This window comes from Slackia exigua ATCC 700122 (assembly GCF_000162875.1).
In the GTDB taxonomy this organism is placed as follows: Bacteria; Actinomycetota; Coriobacteriia; order Coriobacteriales; family Eggerthellaceae; genus Slackia; species Slackia exigua.
Map to the genome: position 1 here is coordinate 594041 of NZ_GG700631.1, position 21274 is coordinate 615314.

Sequence of the window (21274 nt, forward strand, 5' to 3'; positions counted from 1 at the left end):
GTAGGGTATTGTGCATTCAACAGGACTTTTATCCCCATTGAGGGGACATCCGCAGAGCGCATTCCCTCACTATGCGATGCGTGCGAAGCGTGCAAGGAATCGTGCGTCAATCGAAGAGAAGCGCAAAAAGGAGGGACTCTCGATGGACGAGAAGGGGGAAACGATTCTGTCTGGAGAGCCGCAGGCCGAACCTGCTGCCAAGGAATCACCCAAGGAATTCACCCGCCGTCAAGTCGTCGCCGGGGGCGTCGGCATCGGCCTCATCGGCCTCATCGCCGGCGGCGCATTGGCGAAATGGGGCGTCGTCGAAGATACGATCGCGCGCGGCCAGGTGGCCGTCGACGTGACGCCGACCAAGCTCATCGTGACCGATCGCGCCCGGTGCTCGGGCTGCCAGCGATGCGAGCTCATGTGCTCGCTGCGCAACGACGGCCGCGCATGCCAGGCCACTGCGCGCGTGCGCGTGTGGCAGAACTACAACTACGGCGAAGGTTCGAACGGCCCTGACGGAATCTACCGCAACTGCCAGTTCACCGTCGAGCACTGCAAGCAGTGCAAGGAAGCCGCCTGCATGAGGAACTGTCCGGTGCACGCGATCTACGCCGATCCCAAAACCGGCGCGCGCGTGGTCGATACCGACGCATGCATCGGCTGCGGGCTGTGCCACGAAGCATGCCCGTGGAATATGCCGCAGATCGATCCGGCCAGCGGCAAATCCACGAAGTGCATCGCGTGCGGCCGCTGCGCCGTGCAATGCCCCAACGGGGCCATCAAGTTCGTCGATTGGCAAGACATCGCCCAAGAGGCGATCGACAAGGGAATCGTCCGCACGGCGACGCTGTTCCCCGAGGATTAACCTCGCGACCGATTCGACTTGCTTGAGAAAGGACGCATCATGGACGACATGATGACGAGGCGAGGATTCCTCGCCGCGGGTGCCAGCTGCGCGGCATTGGCCGCTCTGGGCACCTCGACGGGCTGTTCTTCCTCGCAACCTGAGTCCTCGGATTCAGATGATCTGGCCACATACACGACGGCGACGCTGTGCGCGGGCTGCGCGAACGCATGCGGCATCGAAGCATGGGTGCGCGACGAGGAGCTGTGGCGCTTCATGGGCGCCGAAGGCCATCCGCATTCCGGCGGATACCTGTGCGGCCGCGGGCAGGGACTGCCATCGCTCACGACTTCCGAAGACCGCGTGCTCGAACCCCTGAAGGCTGACGGCAAGGGCGGCTTCACGAACGTAAGCTGGGACGATGCGCTTGCCGATATCGCCGACCATATATCCGGCGCCGATGGAAAGACGGCATTGTTCCAAGACGGCCGCGCAACCGATGCGTGGTATGCCAAGCGTTTCATGGCAGCCGTGGGTTCGCCGAATTACTTCGACGATTCCGCGCTCGTGAACGCCGACATCGATGCGGCGTATACAGCGCTTTTGGGTGCCACGCCGGTGTTCGACACGGCAAATTCGAAATACACCGTCGTGCTCGATGCAAGCGGCGACGAGACGGTTCGCCCTGCCGAGGTGGAGAAATTCGCGAAGGCGCGCGAAAACGGCGGATCCGTGGTGGCCGTCGATCCCCGCTATGCGGGCGCAGATATGCTCGCCGACGAATGGGTTGCCGTGCGCCCCGGCTCTGAGCTGGCATTCTTGCTGGGCATCATGGGCAAGGTGGCGCTCGAGGGCACCTTCGACGCGGACTTCGTCGCGCGCTATGGCGAAGGCTTCGAAGAATTCCGCGGCGCGATGCTGCGCTACACGCCCGCATGGGCCGCCGAGCAATGCGGCGTCGCGGAACACGCGGTGCACGCCGCCGCGCAAGGCCTTGTGAAGGCCGCTCCGCATTGCCACGTGGATATTCGCCCGGGCATGCTTCTGGGCTGCGGCTATGCGACGAGCTTCGAAACGGTTCGCTGCGCGGTGCTGCTCAACGCCATGCTCGGCGCGGTGAACCAGACAGGCGGCATGTTCCTCGCGAAGATTCCCGCGATCGACGAGAGCGTCTTCGAGAACGCCCCGTTCACGAAGGTCACCGCCGCAGGCGAAAGCATCGCTCAGACAGACGGTCTCAGCGTCGCGAGCTGCCAAGAAGCCCTGGAAGCCGCCGCGAAGGGAGGCGCAGACGTCGCTCTGTTCGTGGAGTGCGATCCTGCGGCCGACTGGCCCGATTCCGCGAAGGTGGAAGAAGACCTCGACAACATCGGCTTCAAGGTGGTCGTCGACTCCGTGCTCACCGAAACCGCGCACAAGGCCGACTACGTGCTGCCCGCTGCAACGTACCTTGAGGCGGAGAGCGTGGTCGCTCCCGTTGCCGCCGCGTGGTCGCTTGCCGAGAAGCGCAACCGGGTGGTGGCGCCCGCAGGCGAAGCGCGCGCCGTGCATCGGATTTTCACCGACCTGGCGACGGCATGCGGCAAGGGCGACGATTTCGCCTTCGGGCTCGACGACGTGAACGATGCGCTGTGCAAGGCATACGGCGTTACGCTCGACGGCCTGAAAGATACCGCATGCTGCGCCATCCCGAACGCTGCCGTGCATGCGGGCGACGCGCCTGCCATCGGCACCGAATCGGGCAGGATCCCGTTCGCAGGCGACGCGTTCGCGCAGGCGGGCTTGGATCGCGTTCCCCGATATACCGACCCCGAGACGGCGCCGGACGACGGCATGCCGCGCCTTATCACGGGTGCCCAGAGCATGCAGATGCGCACCTATACCGCCGATGCCGAAATGATCGCGGCGTTCGCGAAGGACATGGCGGCCCAGCGCGCATGGCTCAATCCGCAGACGGCAGATGGCCTCGGCATCGCCGACGGCGACGAGGCCGAGCTTTCCACCTCCGCGGGCACGATTCGCGTGAAGGTGCGCGTGACCGACCTCATCAGCCCCGAAGCGGTGTATGTGCCTCCTCACTATGGCATCGGCTCGAAGGAGATGACGCACGCTGCCGGATTCGGCGCAAGCGTGTGGGACATCGTGCCGCGCGCACGCGAAGCCGCGACCGGCGCGGGCATGGTATGCGAGACGCCCGTCGAGATCAGGAAGGTCGGTGCATAGGCTATGGCCCGATACGGAATGGTGATCGACACGACCAAGTGCATCGGCTGCGGCGCCTGTCGCTTGGCGTGCCAGAACCAGAACGACGTGCCTGCGAGCATGCCGTTCGTGAAATTTTCCGAAGCCGAATCGGGAACGTACCCCACGGCTTCCTTGCAGGTGATTCCTTCGCAATGCATGCATTGCGAAGACGCGCCGTGCCAGACGGTCTGCCCCACGGGCGCGACGTATACCAACGAAGACGGCATCGTGTGCATCGACCACGGCCGCTGCATCGGATGCAAATACTGCATGGCGGCGTGCCCGTACCGGGCGCGCGTGGTCGACGAACGCACAGGCTCGGTCGACAAATGCCGGTTCTGCACCGTGAGCGCGCTGCATGGCACCGAGATGTCGACCTGCGTGACCGCGTGCCCGGCAGGCGTGCGTACGTTCGGCGACCTGGACGATCCGGATTCGGATGTGTCCAGGATGCTCGCCGCGACGCATGCGACCCCTCTTCTGGGCGATGCGACCAAATCGAAGATCTTCTACGTAAGGTAGGTGGGCGAATATGTCATTCGAACCGGTTTGGGGCGCACCTATTGCGTGGTACCTCTTCCTTGCAGGCTTGGGCGGCGGCGCGTTCATCGCGTCGGCGTTCCTGCGATTCAAGCATCCCGAAGCCGAAGGAATGCGTTTCGCAGGGCATATCATCGCGCCTGCGGTGGTGATCGTCGGCCTGTTCTTGCTGATGTTCGACGCGGAAGCGGGTTTGCATAACCCGCTGCGCTTCGCGCTGCTCCTGCATAACCCGCTTTCAGTTATGACCTGGGGCGTCGTGTTCTTGGCGGCATTCGTGCTCATCGCGCTCGTCGCGCTTCTGCTCGACTGCCTGAAAAAGCGCGTGCCCGCATGGCTTGAAATCGCGGGCGTCGTGTTCGCGGTTTGCGTGGGCGCATACACGGGAGCTTTGCTTGGCGTATGCCGAACGTTCCCCTTGTGGAACAATGCGCTGCTGCCCGTTCTGTTCTTGGTTTCGGCGGTTTCGACGGGCATGTCTTCGGTGCTGCTCGTAGGCGCGCTGAAGTTCCCGGAGGAGTTCGATGAGGCGGGCGTGCTCAAGAAGTTCCACTACGTCTTCCCGATCGTCGAGATCGTGCTGGTGGCTTCGCTGTGCTTCATCACGAGCTACAACTCGGTCGCGGGCGCGCAATCGGTTGCAAGCCTCGTATGCGGCAGCTGGGCGCCCGTGTTCTGGATCGGTTTCATCGTGGTGGGCCTTGCGGCGCCCTCGGCGGTCGAGACGTGGCTGCTGTTCATCGCCAAGCCCGCGTTCGAGGAAACTCCCCCGGCGCACTACATAGGCGCTGCTGCGGATGCGGGCGTGCTTATCGGCGGCTTCCTGCTGCGTTTCCTCATCGTGATGGCAGCAGTGCCTGTGCCGTTGACGTAGAGGCATCGAAGACCGCATCGGGGCGGCCGAAGGAGGCGAAAGGCCGGCGGGAATGTCCGCTCGGCCGCCGCTTCCTTCGGCCGCCCTGCGTTTTGCTCGGCAGCGCGAACAAGAAGGATCGAACGTCGCCCCTAACCGATGAAGGTGATGCTCGACGATATCTTCTCGAACCTTGACACACGGATATAGCACTGATATATATCAGTGCTATATCCGTAGCGGACGTCCGCAAAGAGAGAGGCGCGATCGAACCATGGCCGAATTGAGCGCGACGCAGAAGAAGATTCTCGCGGTCGGCAAGGAAGAATTCCTCGAGCATGGTTTCAAGGGCGCCTCACTTCGTGCCATCGTGAAGAAGGCAGGGTTCACCCAAGGCGCCTTCTACGGATACTACCCGAGCAAAGAGGCGCTGTTCGAAGCCCTTGCCGGACCCGCTGCCGATAACCTGATCGATCAGTTCAAAGCGGCCCAGGATGCGCACTTCGACCTCATACCCGACGATCGCGCGGCGGAAAGCCGCAGCCTGTCGACGGAATACCTCCTGCATTTCGTGAACTACGTCTACGACAACTTCGATGCGTTCAAGCTGGTGCTGTGCTGCTCGGACGGCACCCGTTTCTCCTCCTACGTGCACGACTTGGTAGAGCTTGACGTGGACCAGACCGAACGTTACTACGGCCGGCTTCGCGAGCAGGGGAAGATCGAAGGCGAGGTCGACCATGACCTGCACCACATGATCACGAGCGCCTACTTCACGGCGGTATTCGAGACCGTCGTCCACGATATGACGCGCGAACGGGCCCTCGAATACGTCCAGCAGCTGGCCGCATTCTTCAACAGCGGATGGGAAGGGCTGATCAGACTCACGTAACACGCGCCGACCGTCCATACCCGAAAGAAAGGACCCCGCATGAACGATGGCAGATGGACGATCAGGGACGTCATCTCCACGGTGCTCATCAGCATGCTGATGATCGTCATCCAAATCGCGATCAACCTCGTGTGCATGCCCAACGACTTCGTGAGCATGGTGCTGTCGACGTCGTTCTCCGCGTTCGCATGCGGCGTGGTGTACGTGCTCCTGGCGACGCGCGTGGGCAAGCACGGCTGCACGCTTATATACGCCACCATGGTGGGCATCGCCTACCTGATATCAGGAAACTGGTATCTGGCCCCCTGGTTCATCCTCGTAGGCGTCATCTCCGAACTCATCCTGATCAAGCAGGATGCGTATCAGGACACTCGAAAGGTCATCGCCTCGTGGTCCGTCAACGGGCTTCTGCACCAAGGCACCAACTTCCTTCCCATCCTGTTCTTCTGGGATACGTACTACGCCTTCGCCATGAAATCGGGCATGGAGCAGGGCTACGTGGATGCCTACCTGCACTACTATACCGACCCGTTCTGGATTACGTTCATCGTGCTATTCACCCTGGTCCTGGCGTTTCTCGGCGCAGTCGTCGGCACGCGGCTCGTGCGCGCGCATTTCAAGAAGGCAGGCGTGCTGTAAGGTGTCGGACGGCCGGTCGCTGAAAGTCCCCGTCAAGCTCTGCGCATTCGCGTGCGTGCTGGCCTGTTCGACGCTGACGAGCGCCCTGTCCATGCTCTACCTTCCCACGCTGCTGTCGCTGATTTACGTAGCGATGCAAGGCAGGACGCGTCTGGCGCTATCCTTCGCGATGACCTACGCCGTACTCGCGCTCCTGCTCTTCCTCATCCGATTCCACGGGCTGCATATGATCGTGTTCTCGGAATTCCACGTTCTTCTGCTCTGGAGCATGTCGCCCGTCATCGTGGTGGGATGGGATCTCGTCACCACCCCGCCAGGCGATCTTTCAGCATTTCTGTCCAAGATGCACGCGCCCGTGGCCCTCATCCTGGGAGTGCTCGTCGTGTTCCGCTTCTTCCCCACCATGGCCTCCGAGCTCTCGAGCATCGTGCGGTCCATGCGCAACCGATCCCTCACCGCTCCTTCCCGCATGATCGCCCACCCCGCTGCAAGCGGCGAATACGTCATCGTGCCCCTTATGCTGCGGTGCCTGCAGATAGCCGACCAGCTCACCGTGTCGGCCATCGCGCGCGGAGCGGAAAGAAACGGCATTCGAAGCAGCTATTACGGGCGGCCGTGCGAAGCACGGGATGCGATCTGGCTTGCCGTCTGGATGGCGGGAACCGCCCTGTTCTTGCTCGTGACCGGAGCAAAGCCGTGATCCGTCTCGACCGCGTCACGTTCCGATACGAAGGCGGCAGCCACGGCGTCGTCGACATAGACCTGCATGTGCCCCAAGGCGCGTGCGTGGTGCTCTGCGGCGCATCGGGTTGCGGGAAAACCACGCTGACGCGGCTGATGAACGGCCTTGCGCCCCGCTTCTACCGAGGAAGGCTCGAAGGATCGGTCACGGTTGAAGGCAAAAAGGTGCCCGACGCCCCTTCATGGGAGACGAGCGCGCACGTGGGCAGCGTGTTCCAAGATCCTAAGAGCCAGTTCTTCTCATCCGAGCTGCCTGGAGAGGTAGCCTTCGCCTGCGAGAACTTGGGAATGGATCAGGACGAGGTGCGTCGCCGCACCGACGCCGCCATCGCCGAGCTCGAACTCGATTATGTCCGCGACCGTCCGCTCGATGCGCTTTCGAACGGCGAGAAGCAGCGGGTCGCCATCGCCTCGGTCTGCGCCCCGGCGCCGAAGACCCTCGTATTCGACGAACCTACCGCGAACCTGGACGCCGAAGGCGCACGCCAGCTCGCACGCATCGTGAATCGTTTCAAGAATGAAGGATTCACCCAGGTCGTCGCCGAGCATCGCCTCGCCTGGCTCGACGGCGTGGCCGATCGCTACGTCTATCTCGAGAACGGACGCATCCTGGCAGAATTCACGCCCGATGAGATGCGCTCGATGGACGAGGGAGAACGTCGGCAGCGCGGCTTGCGGGCGCCGATGCCCGTACGCAAGCCCGACCTGCCCCTTCCTCGCGGCGAGAACCCGTCGATGCATACGACCGGGCTTTCGTGCAGACGAGGAGGGCGAATCATCTGGAAGGATCTTGACCTGCATTTCTACCCAGGGCGCGTGACCGCCATCACAGGACGCAACGGCGCAGGGAAAACGACCCTCGGAATGATTCTCTCGGGACTTGCGCGCCCCAGCGGAGGAGCCGTCTTCATACAGGGAAAGAAGATGCGTGGGGCGCAGCGGCGCACGTCCGTCTGGTTCTGCTCGAACGATACCGGCACGCAGTTCTTCACGAGTTCGGTGGCGGACGAGCTGCTTCTGGACGCGAAGCCGACCGACGAGACCATAGAGCGCGCCCGTGCGGCGCTCAAGCGATTAGGGCTCTACGAATTCAAGGACGCGCACCCTGCGGCCCTCTCGGGCGGCCAGCGCCAGCGGCTCGCCATCGCCTGCGCCCTGCTTTCGAATCGCGACGTGCTTATCTTCGACGAGCCGACGAGCGGGTTCGACGGCACGAACATGGAAATCATCGCGCATGAGCTTGCCGCGGCGGCGCGCACGGGCAGAAGCGTCCTGGTCATCACGCATGACAGCGAGTTCATGGCCGCATGCTGCGACAGCGGGTATTGCCTCGACGACCTCTGATGCGGCCGATACCCGCCGACATCTCCCTCATTCGTCAAAGATCTGTTCTCTCGTTTTCTTCGATTCTCCCTTTCAGAAGCCGACATATCGTGCTTTAATGTATCTAAGTTATATAACTAAGATACATTAAACATGGATAGCGTACGATGCATATCACGACATAGAGAGGAACGGCGCAGGAGATATGGCACGACGAAAGCAATCGGAACTCGGCGATATCGAAACGAAGGACAGGATACTTGCGAGCGCGAGGAAGCATTTCCTTGCCTACGGGTTCCAAGCGGCTCCTTTGCGGAAGATCGCCTCGGAAGCAGGTTTCACATCCGGCGCATTGTACGGCTATTTCGCCTCTAAGGAAGAGCTGTTCTACGCCATCACGGACCCGACGGCGGATCGATTGATGAAAGCGCTCGGCAGCGCTTGCGATGCAATAGAAGCCCTTCCTGAAAAGATGCGATTCCATACGATGGGCGAGGCATACTACCGGCATATTCCAAAGATCGTGGATGCGGTTCTGCAGGACAAAGACGCCATGGTCCTCATCGTCAACGGCTCTCAAGGAACGAAATACGAGGGATTCCTGGATGCCTTGGCGAGCCGTGCCGCCAAGACCATCGTCAACGCATCCGAATCCTCCGGATCAAGCGATATGCACGACATAGAAGGGCGGACGCTCGAGGTCCTGATGGAGGGTTATATCCATACCCTTTTCCGGCTCATCGTCTCGGATAGGGACAGGAACACGATCATAAGGTGCATGGAGACCACAGGGAAGGTCTACGAAAAGGGCATCCTTGCTTTGATGAGGGAGGGAACGTCATGAAACGATCGGAAGAGACGATCGGGACCTACCCGATGCCACCGGCATCCGCCGAATGGATCAGAGCGCGCTTAACGGAACGCTATACTGAAGAAAAGGCTGAGGAAAAATTCGAAAAAATCAACCGCATGTATGAATCGTTTGCCGATCAAGCCCCTTATATAGGCGGCGAGAAGAACCCTATGTCCAAGAACTTCTACGGCGCACTTTCGGCATTCGCCTATTACGAATGCATGGGACGCTCCCTATCCCCCGACGAAATCACGGACATGTGCTACGGCATGATGATGACGGGGAGAAACGGCAGGAAGCCGCTGGAACGGTTCGATCTCAACAACAAGCTGGTACAGAAACTCTTCTACGGCCTATTCGGCATGAGGGCGAGAAAGCTGAACAAGCACAAGGCAGACAGCTCATGGAACAACGCCTGGGGAATGAGAATCAACCCCCGGGGACACGAAGAGGGAATCAGCATCCATCTCGTGGGATGTCCCATCGCAGATTTCGCGAAGGAAAACGGTTACGGAGAACTCATGCCGTATTTCTGCGAAACGGACAAGGCCGTCATGGAAGCGCTCGGAGGAACGCTTTACCGGGATCATACGGTCGCAGACGGCTTCGACGAGTGCGACTATTGGATTAGGAACAAAGGGGAATGAAGGTCCTTTTCGGCATCGGTCCAGGGAGAACGCAATGTTTCAGACGCGTTCCCGTGCGTCGAAGTCGATACGCGCTTCGAACGTGCGGTCGGCCTGGGAAACGCTGAGGCGCCAGCCCGCATGTGCGAAAATGCACGTGGCGACCCGCAGGCCCAGCCCTGCCCCCTCATGCGTAGACGATTCCCCGCCCCGCACGCTATTCACCAGCGTGATCGTCGCAGCACGCATGCCGCATGCGCCGTCTTCGGCGCGCGAGCACGCGATGCGCACGGCGCCCCGAGCGACTCCATGGTTCCTGATATTGCCGAACAAGTTGTCGAAGGCGCGCGCAATCGCGCGGGGGTCCGCCTGCACGGAAAGCCCTTCGAGACATTCCATTCCGCTTACCTGAACCTCCATGCCGATGCTTCGAAGCTCGAAAAACCCTTCCTCGATGCGCGCGCCTATGAGCGAGCGGCAATCGCATTCCTCGAGCAAGCGGGTCGAGGAATCGGCATCGTGGGAGAGGAAGCGCTCGAACAGCTCGTCGGATATCTCCTTGACGCGGTAGGCCTTCTGCCTGCTGCTTTCCAGATAGCGCTTTTCATCTTGCTCCGACGTGCATCTGCCCATGGCCAGGATGTCCAGATAGCCTATCAATGACGTGAGCGGGCTGCGCAGGTCGTGCGACATCGAGGCAATGAGCTCGTAGTCGCGCCGGCGCGCCGCATCCTCATCGGTCTGGCGGGCCAGGACGGCCTTGCGCATATCGTCGATGCTGCGGGCCAACTCGCCCAGCTCGTCATCTCCCTGAACGGAGATCGGATAGTCCAGGTCGCCGCCCTCCAGGATATGGACCTCGTCGTTAAGCGTTCCGATGGAGCGCGTCTTACGAAACACCAGCAGCACGAGCACCAGCGCGAAAGCCGCGGTCGCCAGAGCGCCGGATGCCGCGGTCGCGGCCAGTTCGTCGCCCATCGCGTAGTATTCGTAGAACATGGCCTCGCCTTCGCCATCGGAGAAACGCACGTCGAAGGTCTTCTGCCACTGCATCGAATCGCCGCCGGGTATATCCAGGGATGCCAGATTCTCGTCCATGGTGGAGTCGTACAGGATGCGATCGCCGCCGTAGACCTGCAGCATCACATACCGCTCGCGGGTCACCCAGTCGTCGAGCGCCGCCTTGTCCGAACGCGAGACGTCGTGCTCGTCGATGTAGTCTTGCAACGAATCCGCTGCGCGCGCAAGGCGCTGCTCCTGGGCGGCCGGCGTATCGACGATGGAGGAAATTCCCCAGTTCGCAAGGGTCTTGGCACCGAAAAACACCCCCGCCCCCACGGCGAGCGCGATCGCTACGTAGGCGATGAGCCGGTAGGCCAGCTTGTTCATCGGATTAGTCAATGGTGTATCCCCGCCCCCATACCGTGCGCACGATCTGCGGATCGCGAGGATCGGCTTCGAGCTTCTTGCGCAGGTTCTTTATATGCGCCATGACGGTGTTGTTCGATTGGGGAAGGTACATGCTGCGCCACACGTTCTCGTACAGCTCGCGCGCAGACACGACGCGGCCTCTGTTGCGGGCGAGGGCGAGCAGGACCTCGTATTCCAGGTCGGTGAGCGCCACGGGCGTCTCGCCTTTGCTCACGCGACGCGCGCGTGTGTCGATGAGCACCGGTCCTGCCTGGATCGTTTCCCCCGTCTGCGCGCCCTGGGCCGAGCCGTACTGACGGTAGCGGCGCAGCATGGCCTTCACACGAGCCAGAAGCTCGGGCGTCGAAAAGGGTTTGACCAGGTAGTCATCGCCTCCCGCGGCAAGGCCGGCCACCTTGTCGGCATCCTGCGAGCGGGCGGTCAGGAACAGGATGGGCGCGTTGCTGGACAAGCGAAGACGCTCGCACACCTCCAAACCCGAGGCCTTGGGCATCATCACATCGAGAATGGCCAGGTCGAAAGGATGCCGCGCAAGAGCGAGCGCTTCCAGGCCGTCGCGCGCGGCATCCACCCGATACCCCTCGCTCGCAAGCAGCACGCTGACGACCTCGAGGATATCGGGGTCGTCGTCGGCAAGCAGGATGCGTGCCTGGTGCTGTGCCTGGGGCGGTTCCTTCATGCACTCCTCTGATCCTCAGAACGTTCGCGCGCCTTGGGCGGATAAACCCGGCTGAAATCCCATTCTAAGCGTTCTTCGTCATGACCATTCTCGGCGTGCTTCCGTCACTTCGTGCTCTCTCCGTAGGAATCGCAGCGATCCATGAATATGCCGTAGCCCTGCTCCTCCATCTTGTCGAGAGGAATGAACCGCAGGGCGGCGCTGTCGATGCAGTAGCGCAGGCCGCCCGCTTTGGCGGGACCGTCGGTGAAGACGTGGCCCAGATGCGAATCCCCGACGCGGCTGCGCACCTCGGTACGCATCAGACCGTGGGACATATCGGTCTTCTCCACGATGACGTCGGGATCGATGGGCGCCGTGAAGCTGGGCCACCCGCATCCCGATTCGAACTTGTCTTCAGAAGAGAACAGGGGCTCGCCCGTCACCACGTCCACGTAGATGCCCGGCTCTTTGTTGTCGAAGTAATCGCCGGTGAAGGCGCGCTCGGTCCCGTCGCGCTGGGTGATGTCGTACTGCGCGTCGGTCAGCATGCGGGCGATCTCATCATCGTCCGGACGGCTGAACGCGGCTTCGTTCACGCGCACGCGTCCGTTCTCGTCCTTGTAGCCATAGGGTTCGGCCCCGTCGGCGCCGGATTCGAGCTTCACGTCATCCAAGCTGCTGAAATCGATATGGCAGTAGCCGTTCGGGTTCTTCTTGAGATAGTCCTGATGATAGTCTTCGGCTTCGCACCAGGCGCCGAGCGGCTCCAGCTCGGTGACGACATCCCGATCGTACTGAGCGCGCACGTCGTCGAACACCTTCTCGATGGCGGCGCGATCATCCTCATCGACGTAATACACGCCGGTGCGGTACTGGCTGCCGCGGTCGTTGCCCTGCTTGTTCACGCTGGTGGGATCGATGATCTTGAAGTACTGGCGCACCAGCGTGTCCAGGCTCACGATCTTGGGGTCGTACGAGACGTGCACGGTCTCCGCATAGCCGGTGGTGTCGGTGCACACTTTCTCGTAGCTGGGATGGGCGACGTTCGCGTCGCCGTTGGCGTATCCGGAGACGGCATCGGCCACGCCGGGAATGCGGGAGAAGTATTCCTCCACGCCCCAGAAGCAGCCTCCGGCGAAGTAGATGTCATGCAGGTTGTCGTAGTCGATGTTCACGTCTGCCTCCTTGATCGTATCGGTAGGGTTTTCGGATGAGACGCCTTTCATGCCGTGCGAATCCGTCGCCTTGCTCAGATAGCTCTGGGCATCGCATCCGCTCAGCATGGCGGTTGCGAAGAGGGCGGCGCATACAAGGGCGGCGAAGGCGCGTATGCGGGTTCGTGCGTTCATGACCTGATCCTTTCCGGTCTTTGCGCAGGTGCGATGCGGCGATGGAAGAATGGTGGTTGCGACGAGCGTAAACGAGGGTCGCATCGTCCCGCTTGCATCGTTGCGCGCGAAGCTATTCAAGCTGCGAGATCATCTTCTCCAGTTCCTGCGGTTTGATATCTCCCGTGCGCGTCTGCACCACATTGCCCTGGCTGTCCAGGAACACCGAAGTGGGCAGCGCCCGCACGCCGAATGCGCTGAACAGCTGCGCCTGGCCGTCCATCAGGATATCGAAGTCCAGACCCTGCTCCTGAGCCCAGCGCGCGAACTCGTCTTGGCTCATCTCTCCCGACAGCCCCGGGGCCACGACCGTGACGACATGCACGTCTCCGGCCTCTTCATGCTGCGCGGCCAGGGCCTTCAGATTATCGAGGCCGCTTACGCAGGTCGGGCACCAGCTGGCCCAGAACTTAAGGTAGACGGGCTTGCCTGCGTAGTCGGCAAGCTCATGCGTTTCTCCGTGCGCATCCTGGAGCTTGACATGGCGCCAGCCGTCCTTGCCGGCCTGCTGATCGCTCTTGGCTCCAGAGCCGGTCTCGGTCATGGCGTCGTCTTTCGAGGCGGTATCGGATTTCATATCGTCCATCCCCTCGTCGGCGGACTGTTCCTGCGCGGCGTCATCCATGGAGGTGGAGCGCGCGGAAAGATCGTGCACCTGGGTGAAGATCATCCAGAGACCCATGATGGCAATAAGCGCGCCGCCGATGCGCTGGATGGTGGGAAGATAGCGGTTCAGCGAACGCACGCGGCCGATGAGCGCGTTCGAAGCGAGGGTGATGATCAAAAACGGGATGCTCATGCCGAGCGAATACACCAGCGTGAGCGCGGCGCCCGCCGCAGCGGTGCCCTGCTGCGCCGCCAGCGCCAGGACAGAGCCGAGGATAGGGCCTATGCAGGGCGTCCAGCCGAACGAGAAGCCGAGTCCCAGCAGAAAGGCGCCTGCGACCGTGCGGACGTTCAGCTTGCTGGTATCGAAGCGTTTCTCCCGCTGCAGCAGAGGAATCTGGATCAATCCGGAAAGGTGCAGGCCGAAGATGAAGATGACGACGCCGCAGGCGATGGCGACGTAGCCGTTGCTAAGCGCGTGCCCTACGGCGCCGGCCCCCAGGCCGAGGACGAGGAACGTGGCCGAGATGCCCAACACGAACGCGATCGTCCGCGTCGCGCGTTGCACGCCGCCGAGTTCCTGGTCGTTCGCGTCGGACGTGAGCAGTCCGATGTAAACGGGAAGCAGGGGCAATATGCAGGGTGAGAAGAAGGACAGCAGTCCTGCGACGAACGTCGCGCCTATGATGCCGGTTTCCATGGGTTCTCCTGATCAGCGTTTGCGAGCATTGTTTTCCGGCATGATATCCCGACTTTCGCCGCCAACGCCTCTATCGGGACCCGGTTTCAGAATTCTTCAGGAAGCCCGTTCCGCTTCTCTTGAGACCGTTGTCTGGATGCACCGAGGCTCCATCGACAGGATGCATGAGGTCGAACCTGCTATGATTTCCTGAGCTGTCTCGCGGAAAGCCGGTAAACGGACTGCGTTGATGTTCGGGCCAGAAGAGGAATCGCAATGGATTACACGAGGATGAATGCAGCCGCGATCGACTCTTGGGTCGATCGCGGCTGGATGTGGGGAGCGCGCATTTCTCACGAAGAATATGTCAAAGCCCTCAATGGAGACTTCGAAGTCAGGCTTACGCCAACGAAGGGCGTCCCAAGAAAATGGCTGGGAGAACTGGCAGGTAAGAAGATTCTGGGTCTTGCGTGCGGCGGCGGACAGCAAATGCCCGTGTTCACCGCGCTTGGAGCGGAATGCACTGTCCTCGATTACTCGGATAGGCAAATAGAGAGCGAAAGGATCGTCGCACAGAGAGAAGGCTATGACATCTCCATCGTCCAGGCGGACATGACGAAACCTCTGCCCTTCGAAAACGACTGCTTCGACATGGTGTTCCATCCTGTCTCGAACTGTTATGTCGAAGAGGTCAAACCGATATGGCAAGAGTGCCACCGCGTACTTAAAAAAGGGGGTGTTCTGCTTGCGGGTCTGGATATCGGAATCAACTATGCGGTTGACGAGGAAGAACGTATCATAACGAATACGCTGCCGTTCAATCCATTGAAAAACGAGGAACACCTCAAGCGATCGCTTAAGAGTAGCGAAGGAATTCAGTTCTCCCATACTATCGAGGAACAAGTCAACGGACAGTTGGAAGCCGGCTTCGCCTTAAAGGGCCTCTACGACGATACGAACGGCGCAGGGAACCTTCATGATCACAACGTGACATCCTACGTCGCTACGCTGAGCGTCAAATAGGTTTCTGCGCGTCGTCATTCGACGATTGCATCGATGCCCGATTTCTTTCGGGACGCGGCCCATCAGTCTTTCAACGGCAGCGGCCATTTCGTCACTCTTTTTTCTAGCTCTTGGCAACGATAACGAATTCCGATCTCGGCGAAGGAACCGCTCTCGACTGATTCTTTGATGCCGGAATCGAAAATCCAGCCTATCGCTCCGACATATACCTCTCGACTTCGTCGGGCTCGAGCCTCCGCGCCTGCGTGCCCGCGTATTCCCGATATTCATCCATGATGAAAGGCGGTTCATTCAGAGTTGCGAATACCGTATCGGCCACTCGCATGCAGATACATACATGATTAACTTGTCTTGCAGTTGTCATCGATTGCAAGACAAGTTAATATAGCTATCTTACATAAGAGGAGGTGCGATATGACGACCGCATCTGTGACGATCAGGATTGACGAAACGACCAAACGCGCTGCCAGTTCAATCGCCGAGGATTTCGGATTCGACCTTTCATCGGTGACCCGCGCTTTCTACAAGCAAATGGTGCGCGAGCAGAGAATTCCCCTGACCCTCGAATATCCCAAGCCTAACCAAGAATCGCTCGAGTCCATTCAGAATGCCGACGCCATCATTGCCGAAGGTCGCCCTGGTTACGATTCGGCCGATGATATGTTCGCCGCAATGGGAGTCTAAGCAGTGCTGAGGGCGGAATTCACTCCGCAATTCCAAAGAGACTCGAAGCGCTTGAAGAAAAAGCATGTCGACCTTGAACTGCTCAAGGTCCTTGTAGATTTGGTGCTGCAGAACACCCCCGAATCTCTGGAAGAGCTTCGTCGCAGGCATACCATGCACGAACTCAAAGGTGAATGGTCGGGAAGCCGGGAATGCCACGTCGATAATGCTGGCAACTGGCTTATCATCTGGCGCGAAGGTGCCGGACTCGCTGTCTTTCAACGCACGGGAACTCACGACGAGCTGTTTGGATAACGAATTCCGATCTCGGCGAAGGAACCGCTCTCGACTGATTCTTTGATGCCGGAATCGAAAATCCAGCCTATCGCTCCGACATATACCTCTCGACTTCGTCGGGCTCGAGCCTCCGCGCCTGCGTGCCCGCGTATTCCCGATATTCATCCATGATGAAGGCAGGCGACAGGGACGCGCACGACTTCCCTTTGCTCTTCTTCAGGTACGACTGCAGATCCTCGCCGTCCGCGAATATCTTGTACGAAAGCCTGCCGCGCTCCCCTGCTATCTCGAAAATGCCGCACGGTTTCTTCATGCTGTAGTCGGCGGTGCGCAGGTACAGCTTCGCGATCTCAAGCGACTTGAAAGGGAAGTTCCACCGCTGCAGTCCGCGATGAGGGTCACGTTCGATGCATATGCACCTTCCGCACGTCCCGCAGATGTACTGCGTGTGGTTCTCCAGACAGTCCCGCGGATTCAGCAGCGGGGTCGCCCTGCTCTCATCGACATAGCACTCTTCGCACATTCGAACGCTCCTTCCCCTTTTCGTCATACAGCTATTCTACCTGCAGTTTTTCATAAAGGAATCGCTTATTGCGAAATGAGGTTCGGTCGGATGAGGCCGTTGGGCTTTGCGCTCTTCGGTCGACATACGCTCAGACGATCGAGCTCATCCGAGCATCGTTCTCGCCGGCCCATGCAGAACGGCGGAACGGGCCGTCGCGACGAGCTCTTCGAGCGGCATGCTGCGATCCGACACAAGCCAGTGCGCGTACATGCTCAGGAGCATGCTCGACGTCCCGTAGAAGACGAGAGCCTGCCGCTCGGACACCTTCTTGATACCGAGGTGAGAGGAGACCGCATCCATCGCAGCCATGCGCGCCCTTTCGACAAAAGCCGGGTCACCCCCGTTGAGGAGCACCGCGAGATGATCGAAATGATCCCCGAGCGCCTCTTCGACGCGCCGTGCGACCCGCACACACCCTCGGCGCCCTCCCAAGCCGAGCGTGCTGAGAACTTCCGGAAAAAACACGTGTTCGACCCGTTCGGATACCTCGGCCTCGCATCGGTCGCGCACGTCGTAGACGTTTGAGAAGTGCGTATAGAACGTAGACCGCGTGATGCCGGCCTTCCCACACACTTCGCGCACGGTCACGTGCTCTATCGAATCGTCTCTCATGATCTCGAACAGGCTGTCGGTGATGCGCTGTTTCGTTGCCGCGACAGTCTTTGAATCATGCTCTTCCATACGCACCCCTCCATGAAAATCGGACACATTCGCCTGTTCTGTCGCTTGAACGGATGCAATCCGTCCCGCACAATCAAATCGGACACAATGTCCATTTTATGGAAGGAAGCCGCTATGGTTCAAGGGAAAACGCTCGTATGCATCGAATGCGTATTCAAGAGCTTCGGAAAAAAGTCCGTGCTCGACGGCGTTTCGCTCGAGGTTCGACAAGGTCAGGTAACGGGGCTCATCGGTCCTTCCGGGAGCGGCAAGACGACGCTCGTCAACCTCGTCGTCGGATCGGAGGTCCCGACTTCAGGCCGTGTGCTCCTCGGCAACGAGACGGCACCCTATCCGACGATGAGATCGAAGCTCGGCTACATGCCTCAGGATACGGCGTTGTACGAGGGCATCACTGCCCGTGAGAACCTGGAATTCTTCGGCGCCCTCCAGGGGCTTGCCCGCACGAAGGTCAGGAAGAGGATAGCGGAGCTCTTGCCGCTCATCGGCTTGGAAGACGCCTGCGACCAGCTCGTCGACAGCTTCTCGGGCGGCATGAAACGCCGCCTTTCACTTGCCGTAGCGCTTCTTGCGAAACCCGAGATCCTGGTAATGGACGAGCCGACGGTAGGGCTCGACCCGGTACGGCGCGCCGAGCTCTGGAACTTGTTCAGAACGCTTGCCGCCGAAGGCGCTGCGCTGCTAGTGACGACCCATGCCATGGATGAGGCTGCCCGCTGCGATGTCGTCGCCCTGATGAGGGACGGTCGTCTCGTGCGGACGGGTTCCCCGCACGCGATTCTTGAGTCGACGTCGACGGGAAGTTTGGAAGAGGCGTTCATCGCCTTGGTGGAGCCGGAGGGAAAGGAGGGCGACCATGCGTAGGCTGCTTGCGGTGACCCGCCGCATCGTCGTCGAGTTCGCCCGCGACAAGAGAATGGTCGCCACGCTTGTGGTTGCCCCCTGCGTCACCTTTCTCCTGTTCTACCTGGTCCTGGGATCGCCCGCCTACGTGCCCCGTCTCGCGCTCGTCGACGTCCCCGATGGCTTCGTCTCGCATCTTTGCGACGAGGACTGCACCCTGCAGGCCGTAGACACCCAGGAGGCGCAGCGGCTCTTGGAGGCGGCTGAGGTGGATGCCGTCGTCTCGGCGGGCGACGGCCACGTCCTCGAGGTGCGCGTCGAGGGCGCGGACGCCTCGCGCACCGCCGCCGCGCTCTCCGCCGTCCAATCCGCCCTGGTCGAGCAGCAGAAGATTGCCCGTGACGAGCTTCTCTCCCAGGCCGAGGGGTTCGAAGAGCGCATCGATTCCATCGATCTCGACATCGACGACGAGACGCTCTCACGCCTGCCCGCCGGCGTCCGCGAGGCGGTGGAAGAGGCCGAATCGCTCGCGGACGACATCCCCGACATCGAGGGCTCCATGCCCTTCACCTCTATCGAGGTCGACTATCTCCACGGCAGCGGGAACTGGTCCGTCTTCGACTACTACGGCCCGGTCTTCATCGGACTGTTCGTGTTCATGTTCGTCTTCATAACCGGCTCCATGAGCCTGCTCGCAGAGCGGACCTGCGGCACGCGGGAGCGGCTGCTCGTCACGCCCGTGAGGGGCTGGCAGGTCGCCAGCGGCTACCTGCTCGGGTTCGGCCTGATCGCTCTCCTGTACACGGCCACCACGATCGTCTTCACCGTGTGCGTGATAGGCTTCCCGAACGAAGGCTCGCCGCTGCTCATCGCGGCGCTCGCGGCCTCGATGGCGGCGGTATCACTCACCCTGGGCCTGGCAGTCTCGGGGCTGGCGGAAAGCCCTTTCCAAGTTATCCAGCTGCTGCTCGCCTTCGTCATGCCGCAGCTGATGCTCTCGGGCATCTTCGACCTCTCGCAAGCCCCCGCCTGGCTGCGTGCCGTCGCCTCGGCGCTGCCGCTCGGCTACGGCACAGAGGCTCTGCGCGACGTCATGTTGCGCGGCGCGGGGCTCGAGGCGGTCACCGCACCACTCGCCATCATGTGGGGCTTCGCCGCTTTCTTCTTCACGCTGGCGTGCCTCGGCATGAGACGTCCTCGCGCCCGATGACCCGAATCTGCATCCATCGTCTTTCGACGGATCGGAATCGATGTTTTCCGCCTCGCGTTGACTCGAGCCCACGCCGTAATCCGTATGTTCGTGTCGCGCCTTCCGTGCCCTTCGCAGGGAACCTGCGCACGCATTGCCTCATAAGGGGATATCGGTCGAAACTTCTGGTTGATAGAACTATAGGGACACCTCTCAGCATTGCTATAGATAATTTCTATATCTATGTATCAAATTTAAGTATTAGTGAATAGCAAACCACGGTGATAGGATTCTCCGCATCGAACAACCGGCTCGTGAAGGAGAGACCCATGACCATCGCATACGATAAGAAAACCCCGCACCGATTCGACGTGGTCGGCAGCTTCCTGCGCCCTGCAGCGCTGCGTCGCGCGCGCGCCGACTTCGAGGCGGGAACGATCTCCCGATCCGAACTCACGGCCGTCGAGGACGACGCGATCCGCGACCTGGTCGCAAAACAGAAGGCGGCCGGTCTCGGCGTCATCACCGACGGCGAATTCCGCCGCGCGACCTGGCACCTCGACTTCATGTGGGGATTCGCGGGCATCGGCCACAGCAAGACCGAGACCGGCCTGCCTTTTCATGGCGAAACGGCGAAGATCGACGACACCTATGCGACCGGCAAGATCAGGCTCGAGGGCGAGCATCCCTTCATCGAGCACTTCCGCTTCGTTCAGGCGCTCGAAGACGAAAACGTCGTGGCAAAGCTTACGATTCCCGCACCCGCGCAGTTCCTCGCGCAGCTCGTCCTGCCCTTCAACCGCGCACATACCGAGGAGTTCTACGAGAACGACGCACAAGTTGAACATGATCTGGTGACCGGATACGAAGCCTTCCTCAAGCAGGCTTTCGATGCGGGCTGTCGAAACATCCAGTTCGACGACTGCAGCTGGGGCATGCTCTGCGACGAGAAGGCCGAGGCCTTCTTTGGCAGCGACGCCGAGGGGCTCAAGCGTACGCAGGAGCAGTTCCTCTCCGTCAATAACCGCGTCCTCGACGCCCGCCCCGAAGGCCTGACCATCAACACGCACGTCTGCCGCGGCAACTACCACTCCACGTATGCATCCTCCGGCGGATACGAAGCCGTTGCCTCCACCTTCTTCGCCCGCGAACACGCAGATGCCTTCTTCCTCGAGTACGACGACGAGCGTTCCGGCGGCTTCGCCCCGCTCGCCCAGATTCAGCCTGGGACGAAGGTCGTGCTCGGTCTCATCACCACGAAAAGCCCCGAGCTCGAGGATAAGGAGCAGGTTATCGCCCGCATCCGCGAAGCGGCCACCTACGTGCCGCTGGAAGACCTCTGCCTTTCCCCGCAGTGCGGTTTCGCATCCTGCGAAATCGGCAACAAGCTGACCGAAGACGAGCAGTGGGCCAAGGTCGCGCTCGTGCGCGAGATCGCCGAGGAGGTCTGGGGCTAAGGGTTCGATCCGAGGACCCTCTCCGCCGTCCATGCGGTTCGGATCCCCGCTGCCCTGCTCGTAGGACGGCGGAGTGAAGGCAGAAACCCTTTGTGCGCCTTGCGAATGAAGGCGCCGGCGAATCGTCGTCGGCGCCTTCATTCGTTTACCGATCCGTTTCGATTTCCGCGCGCATCGTTCTCCATGCTAAAGTGAATCGCTTGAAACCAATCGCGTTTTCCGCCCGCGCACTTCGGCGCATGGCC

At 60.8% G+C, this 21274-nt stretch carries 22 protein-coding genes; 16 read left to right on the forward strand and 6 right to left on the reverse strand.

The features are described 5' to 3' along the window. Nucleotides 1-142 precede the first annotated feature (142 nt). From HMPREF0762_RS08645 to HMPREF0762_RS08690, 10 genes are all read left to right on the forward strand, one after another. Nucleotides 143-856 (forward strand): 4Fe-4S binding protein, encoded by a 714-nt coding sequence (locus HMPREF0762_RS08645; RefSeq protein WP_040619500.1) that lies wholly within the window; start codon nt 143-145, stop codon nt 854-856. 39 nt (nt 857-895) lie between these two features. After that, on the forward strand, nt 896-3058 hold the full coding sequence (locus tag HMPREF0762_RS08650; protein ID WP_006363302.1) for a molybdopterin-containing oxidoreductase family protein: 2163 nt from the start codon (nt 896-898) through the stop codon (nt 3056-3058). A 3-nt stretch (nt 3059-3061) separates the two neighbouring features. Continuing rightward, nucleotides 3062-3601: a 4Fe-4S dicluster domain-containing protein gene (locus HMPREF0762_RS08655; RefSeq protein ID WP_006363303.1), complete on the forward strand. Its 540-nt coding sequence runs from the start codon at nt 3062-3064 to the stop codon at nt 3599-3601. Nucleotides 3602-3611: 10 nt separating this feature from the next. Continuing rightward, complete coding sequence (gene nrfD / locus HMPREF0762_RS08660; protein ID WP_006363304.1) at nt 3612-4493, forward strand: NrfD/PsrC family molybdoenzyme membrane anchor subunit; 882 nt, start codon at nt 3612-3614, stop codon at nt 4491-4493. 253 nt (nt 4494-4746) lie between these two features. Further along, the gene (locus tag HMPREF0762_RS08665; RefSeq protein WP_006363305.1) at nt 4747-5364 is read left to right on the forward strand and encodes a TetR/AcrR family transcriptional regulator; all 618 of its coding nucleotides are present in this window, start codon (nt 4747-4749) and stop codon (nt 5362-5364) included. A 39-nt stretch (nt 5365-5403) separates the two neighbouring features. Further along, a complete protein-coding gene (locus HMPREF0762_RS08670) occupies nt 5404-6003 on the forward strand; it encodes an MptD family putative ECF transporter S component (RefSeq protein ID WP_006363306.1) in 600 nt (199 codons plus the stop codon). 1 nt (nt 6004) lies between these two features. After that, nucleotides 6005-6703, forward strand: coding sequence for an energy-coupling factor transporter transmembrane component T family protein (locus tag HMPREF0762_RS08675; RefSeq protein ID WP_006363307.1), 699 nt, complete (start codon nt 6005-6007; stop codon nt 6701-6703). Beyond that, nucleotides 6700-8088 carry an ABC transporter ATP-binding protein gene (locus HMPREF0762_RS08680; protein WP_006363308.1) on the forward strand — a complete coding sequence of 463 codons (1389 nt, stop codon included), beginning with the start codon at nt 6700-6702 and terminating at the stop codon, nt 8086-8088. The genes HMPREF0762_RS08675 and HMPREF0762_RS08680 overlap by 4 nt, the downstream gene beginning before the upstream one ends. Before the next feature lie 184 nt (nt 8089-8272). Then, nucleotides 8273-8911: a TetR/AcrR family transcriptional regulator gene (locus HMPREF0762_RS08685; protein WP_006363309.1), complete on the forward strand. Its 639-nt coding sequence runs from the start codon at nt 8273-8275 to the stop codon at nt 8909-8911. Next, nucleotides 8842-9567: an L-2-amino-thiazoline-4-carboxylic acid hydrolase gene (locus tag HMPREF0762_RS08690; protein WP_245935516.1), complete on the forward strand. Its 726-nt coding sequence runs from the start codon at nt 8842-8844 to the stop codon at nt 9565-9567. Before HMPREF0762_RS08685 ends, HMPREF0762_RS08690 begins: the two co-directional genes overlap by 70 nt. A 39-nt stretch (nt 9568-9606) precedes the next feature. Here HMPREF0762_RS08690 and HMPREF0762_RS08695 read toward each other — a convergent pair whose 3' ends face one another. The 4 genes from HMPREF0762_RS08695 to HMPREF0762_RS08710 all read right to left on the reverse strand — a co-directional run bounded on the left by HMPREF0762_RS08695 (nt 9607) and on the right by HMPREF0762_RS08710 (nt 14332). Next, nucleotides 9607-10947, reverse strand: coding sequence for a sensor histidine kinase (locus HMPREF0762_RS08695; RefSeq protein WP_245935515.1), 1341 nt, complete (start codon nt 10945-10947; stop codon nt 9607-9609). After that, nucleotides 10940-11656, reverse strand: coding sequence for a response regulator transcription factor (locus HMPREF0762_RS08700; protein WP_006363312.1), 717 nt, complete (start codon nt 11654-11656; stop codon nt 10940-10942). Before HMPREF0762_RS08700 ends, HMPREF0762_RS08695 begins: the two co-directional genes overlap by 8 nt. Nucleotides 11657-11760: 104 nt before the next feature. Continuing rightward, nucleotides 11761-12987 carry a peptide-methionine (R)-S-oxide reductase MsrB gene (gene msrB / locus HMPREF0762_RS08705; RefSeq protein WP_006363313.1) on the reverse strand — a complete coding sequence of 409 codons (1227 nt, stop codon included), beginning with the start codon at nt 12985-12987 and terminating at the stop codon, nt 11761-11763. A 112-nt stretch (nt 12988-13099) separates the two neighbouring features. Further along, complete coding sequence (locus HMPREF0762_RS08710; protein WP_006363314.1) at nt 13100-14332, reverse strand: cytochrome c biogenesis protein/redoxin; 1233 nt, start codon at nt 14330-14332, stop codon at nt 13100-13102. A gap of 255 nt (nt 14333-14587) precedes the next feature. On the opposite strand from HMPREF0762_RS08710, the gene HMPREF0762_RS08715 reads away from it, so the two are divergent. The 3 genes from HMPREF0762_RS08715 (at nt 14588) to HMPREF0762_RS08725 (ending at nt 16312) form a co-directional block, all read left to right on the forward strand. Beyond that, nucleotides 14588-15334, forward strand: coding sequence for a class I SAM-dependent methyltransferase (locus tag HMPREF0762_RS08715; RefSeq protein WP_006363316.1), 747 nt, complete (start codon nt 14588-14590; stop codon nt 15332-15334). 414 nt (nt 15335-15748) lie between these two features. Next, entirely contained in the window at nt 15749-16018 is a 270-nt protein-coding gene (locus HMPREF0762_RS08720) for a type II toxin-antitoxin system RelB/DinJ family antitoxin (RefSeq protein ID WP_006363318.1), read from the forward strand. A gap of 3 nt (nt 16019-16021) precedes the next feature. After that, nucleotides 16022-16312, forward strand: a complete 291-nt coding sequence (locus HMPREF0762_RS08725; protein WP_006363319.1) for a type II toxin-antitoxin system RelE/ParE family toxin — start codon at nt 16022-16024, stop codon at nt 16310-16312. A 67-nt stretch (nt 16313-16379) separates the two neighbouring features. Here HMPREF0762_RS08725 and HMPREF0762_RS08730 read toward each other — a convergent pair whose 3' ends face one another. Both HMPREF0762_RS08730 and HMPREF0762_RS08735 read right to left on the reverse strand, forming a co-directional pair. After that, nucleotides 16380-16817: a hypothetical protein gene (locus tag HMPREF0762_RS08730; RefSeq protein ID WP_006363320.1), complete on the reverse strand. Its 438-nt coding sequence runs from the start codon at nt 16815-16817 to the stop codon at nt 16380-16382. A gap of 144 nt (nt 16818-16961) precedes the next feature. Next, nucleotides 16962-17540, reverse strand: a complete 579-nt coding sequence (locus HMPREF0762_RS08735) for a TetR/AcrR family transcriptional regulator (protein ID WP_006363321.1) — start codon at nt 17538-17540, stop codon at nt 16962-16964. 114 nt (nt 17541-17654) lie between these two features. Here HMPREF0762_RS08735 and HMPREF0762_RS08740 point away from each other — a divergent pair, with 114 nt between their 5' ends. The 3 genes from HMPREF0762_RS08740 (at nt 17655) to HMPREF0762_RS08750 (ending at nt 21029) form a co-directional block, all read left to right on the forward strand. Further along, complete coding sequence (locus tag HMPREF0762_RS08740; RefSeq protein ID WP_040619501.1) at nt 17655-18404, forward strand: ABC transporter ATP-binding protein; 750 nt, start codon at nt 17655-17657, stop codon at nt 18402-18404. Further along, entirely contained in the window at nt 18397-19593 is a 1197-nt protein-coding gene (locus HMPREF0762_RS08745) for an ABC transporter permease (RefSeq protein ID WP_006363323.1), read from the forward strand. The genes HMPREF0762_RS08740 and HMPREF0762_RS08745 overlap by 8 nt, the downstream gene beginning before the upstream one ends. A 308-nt stretch (nt 19594-19901) precedes the next feature. Then, the gene (locus HMPREF0762_RS08750; protein ID WP_006363324.1) at nt 19902-21029 is read left to right on the forward strand and encodes a 5-methyltetrahydropteroyltriglutamate--homocysteine S-methyltransferase; all 1128 of its coding nucleotides are present in this window, start codon (nt 19902-19904) and stop codon (nt 21027-21029) included. The last annotated feature ends 245 nt before the right edge of the window (nt 21030-21274 follow it).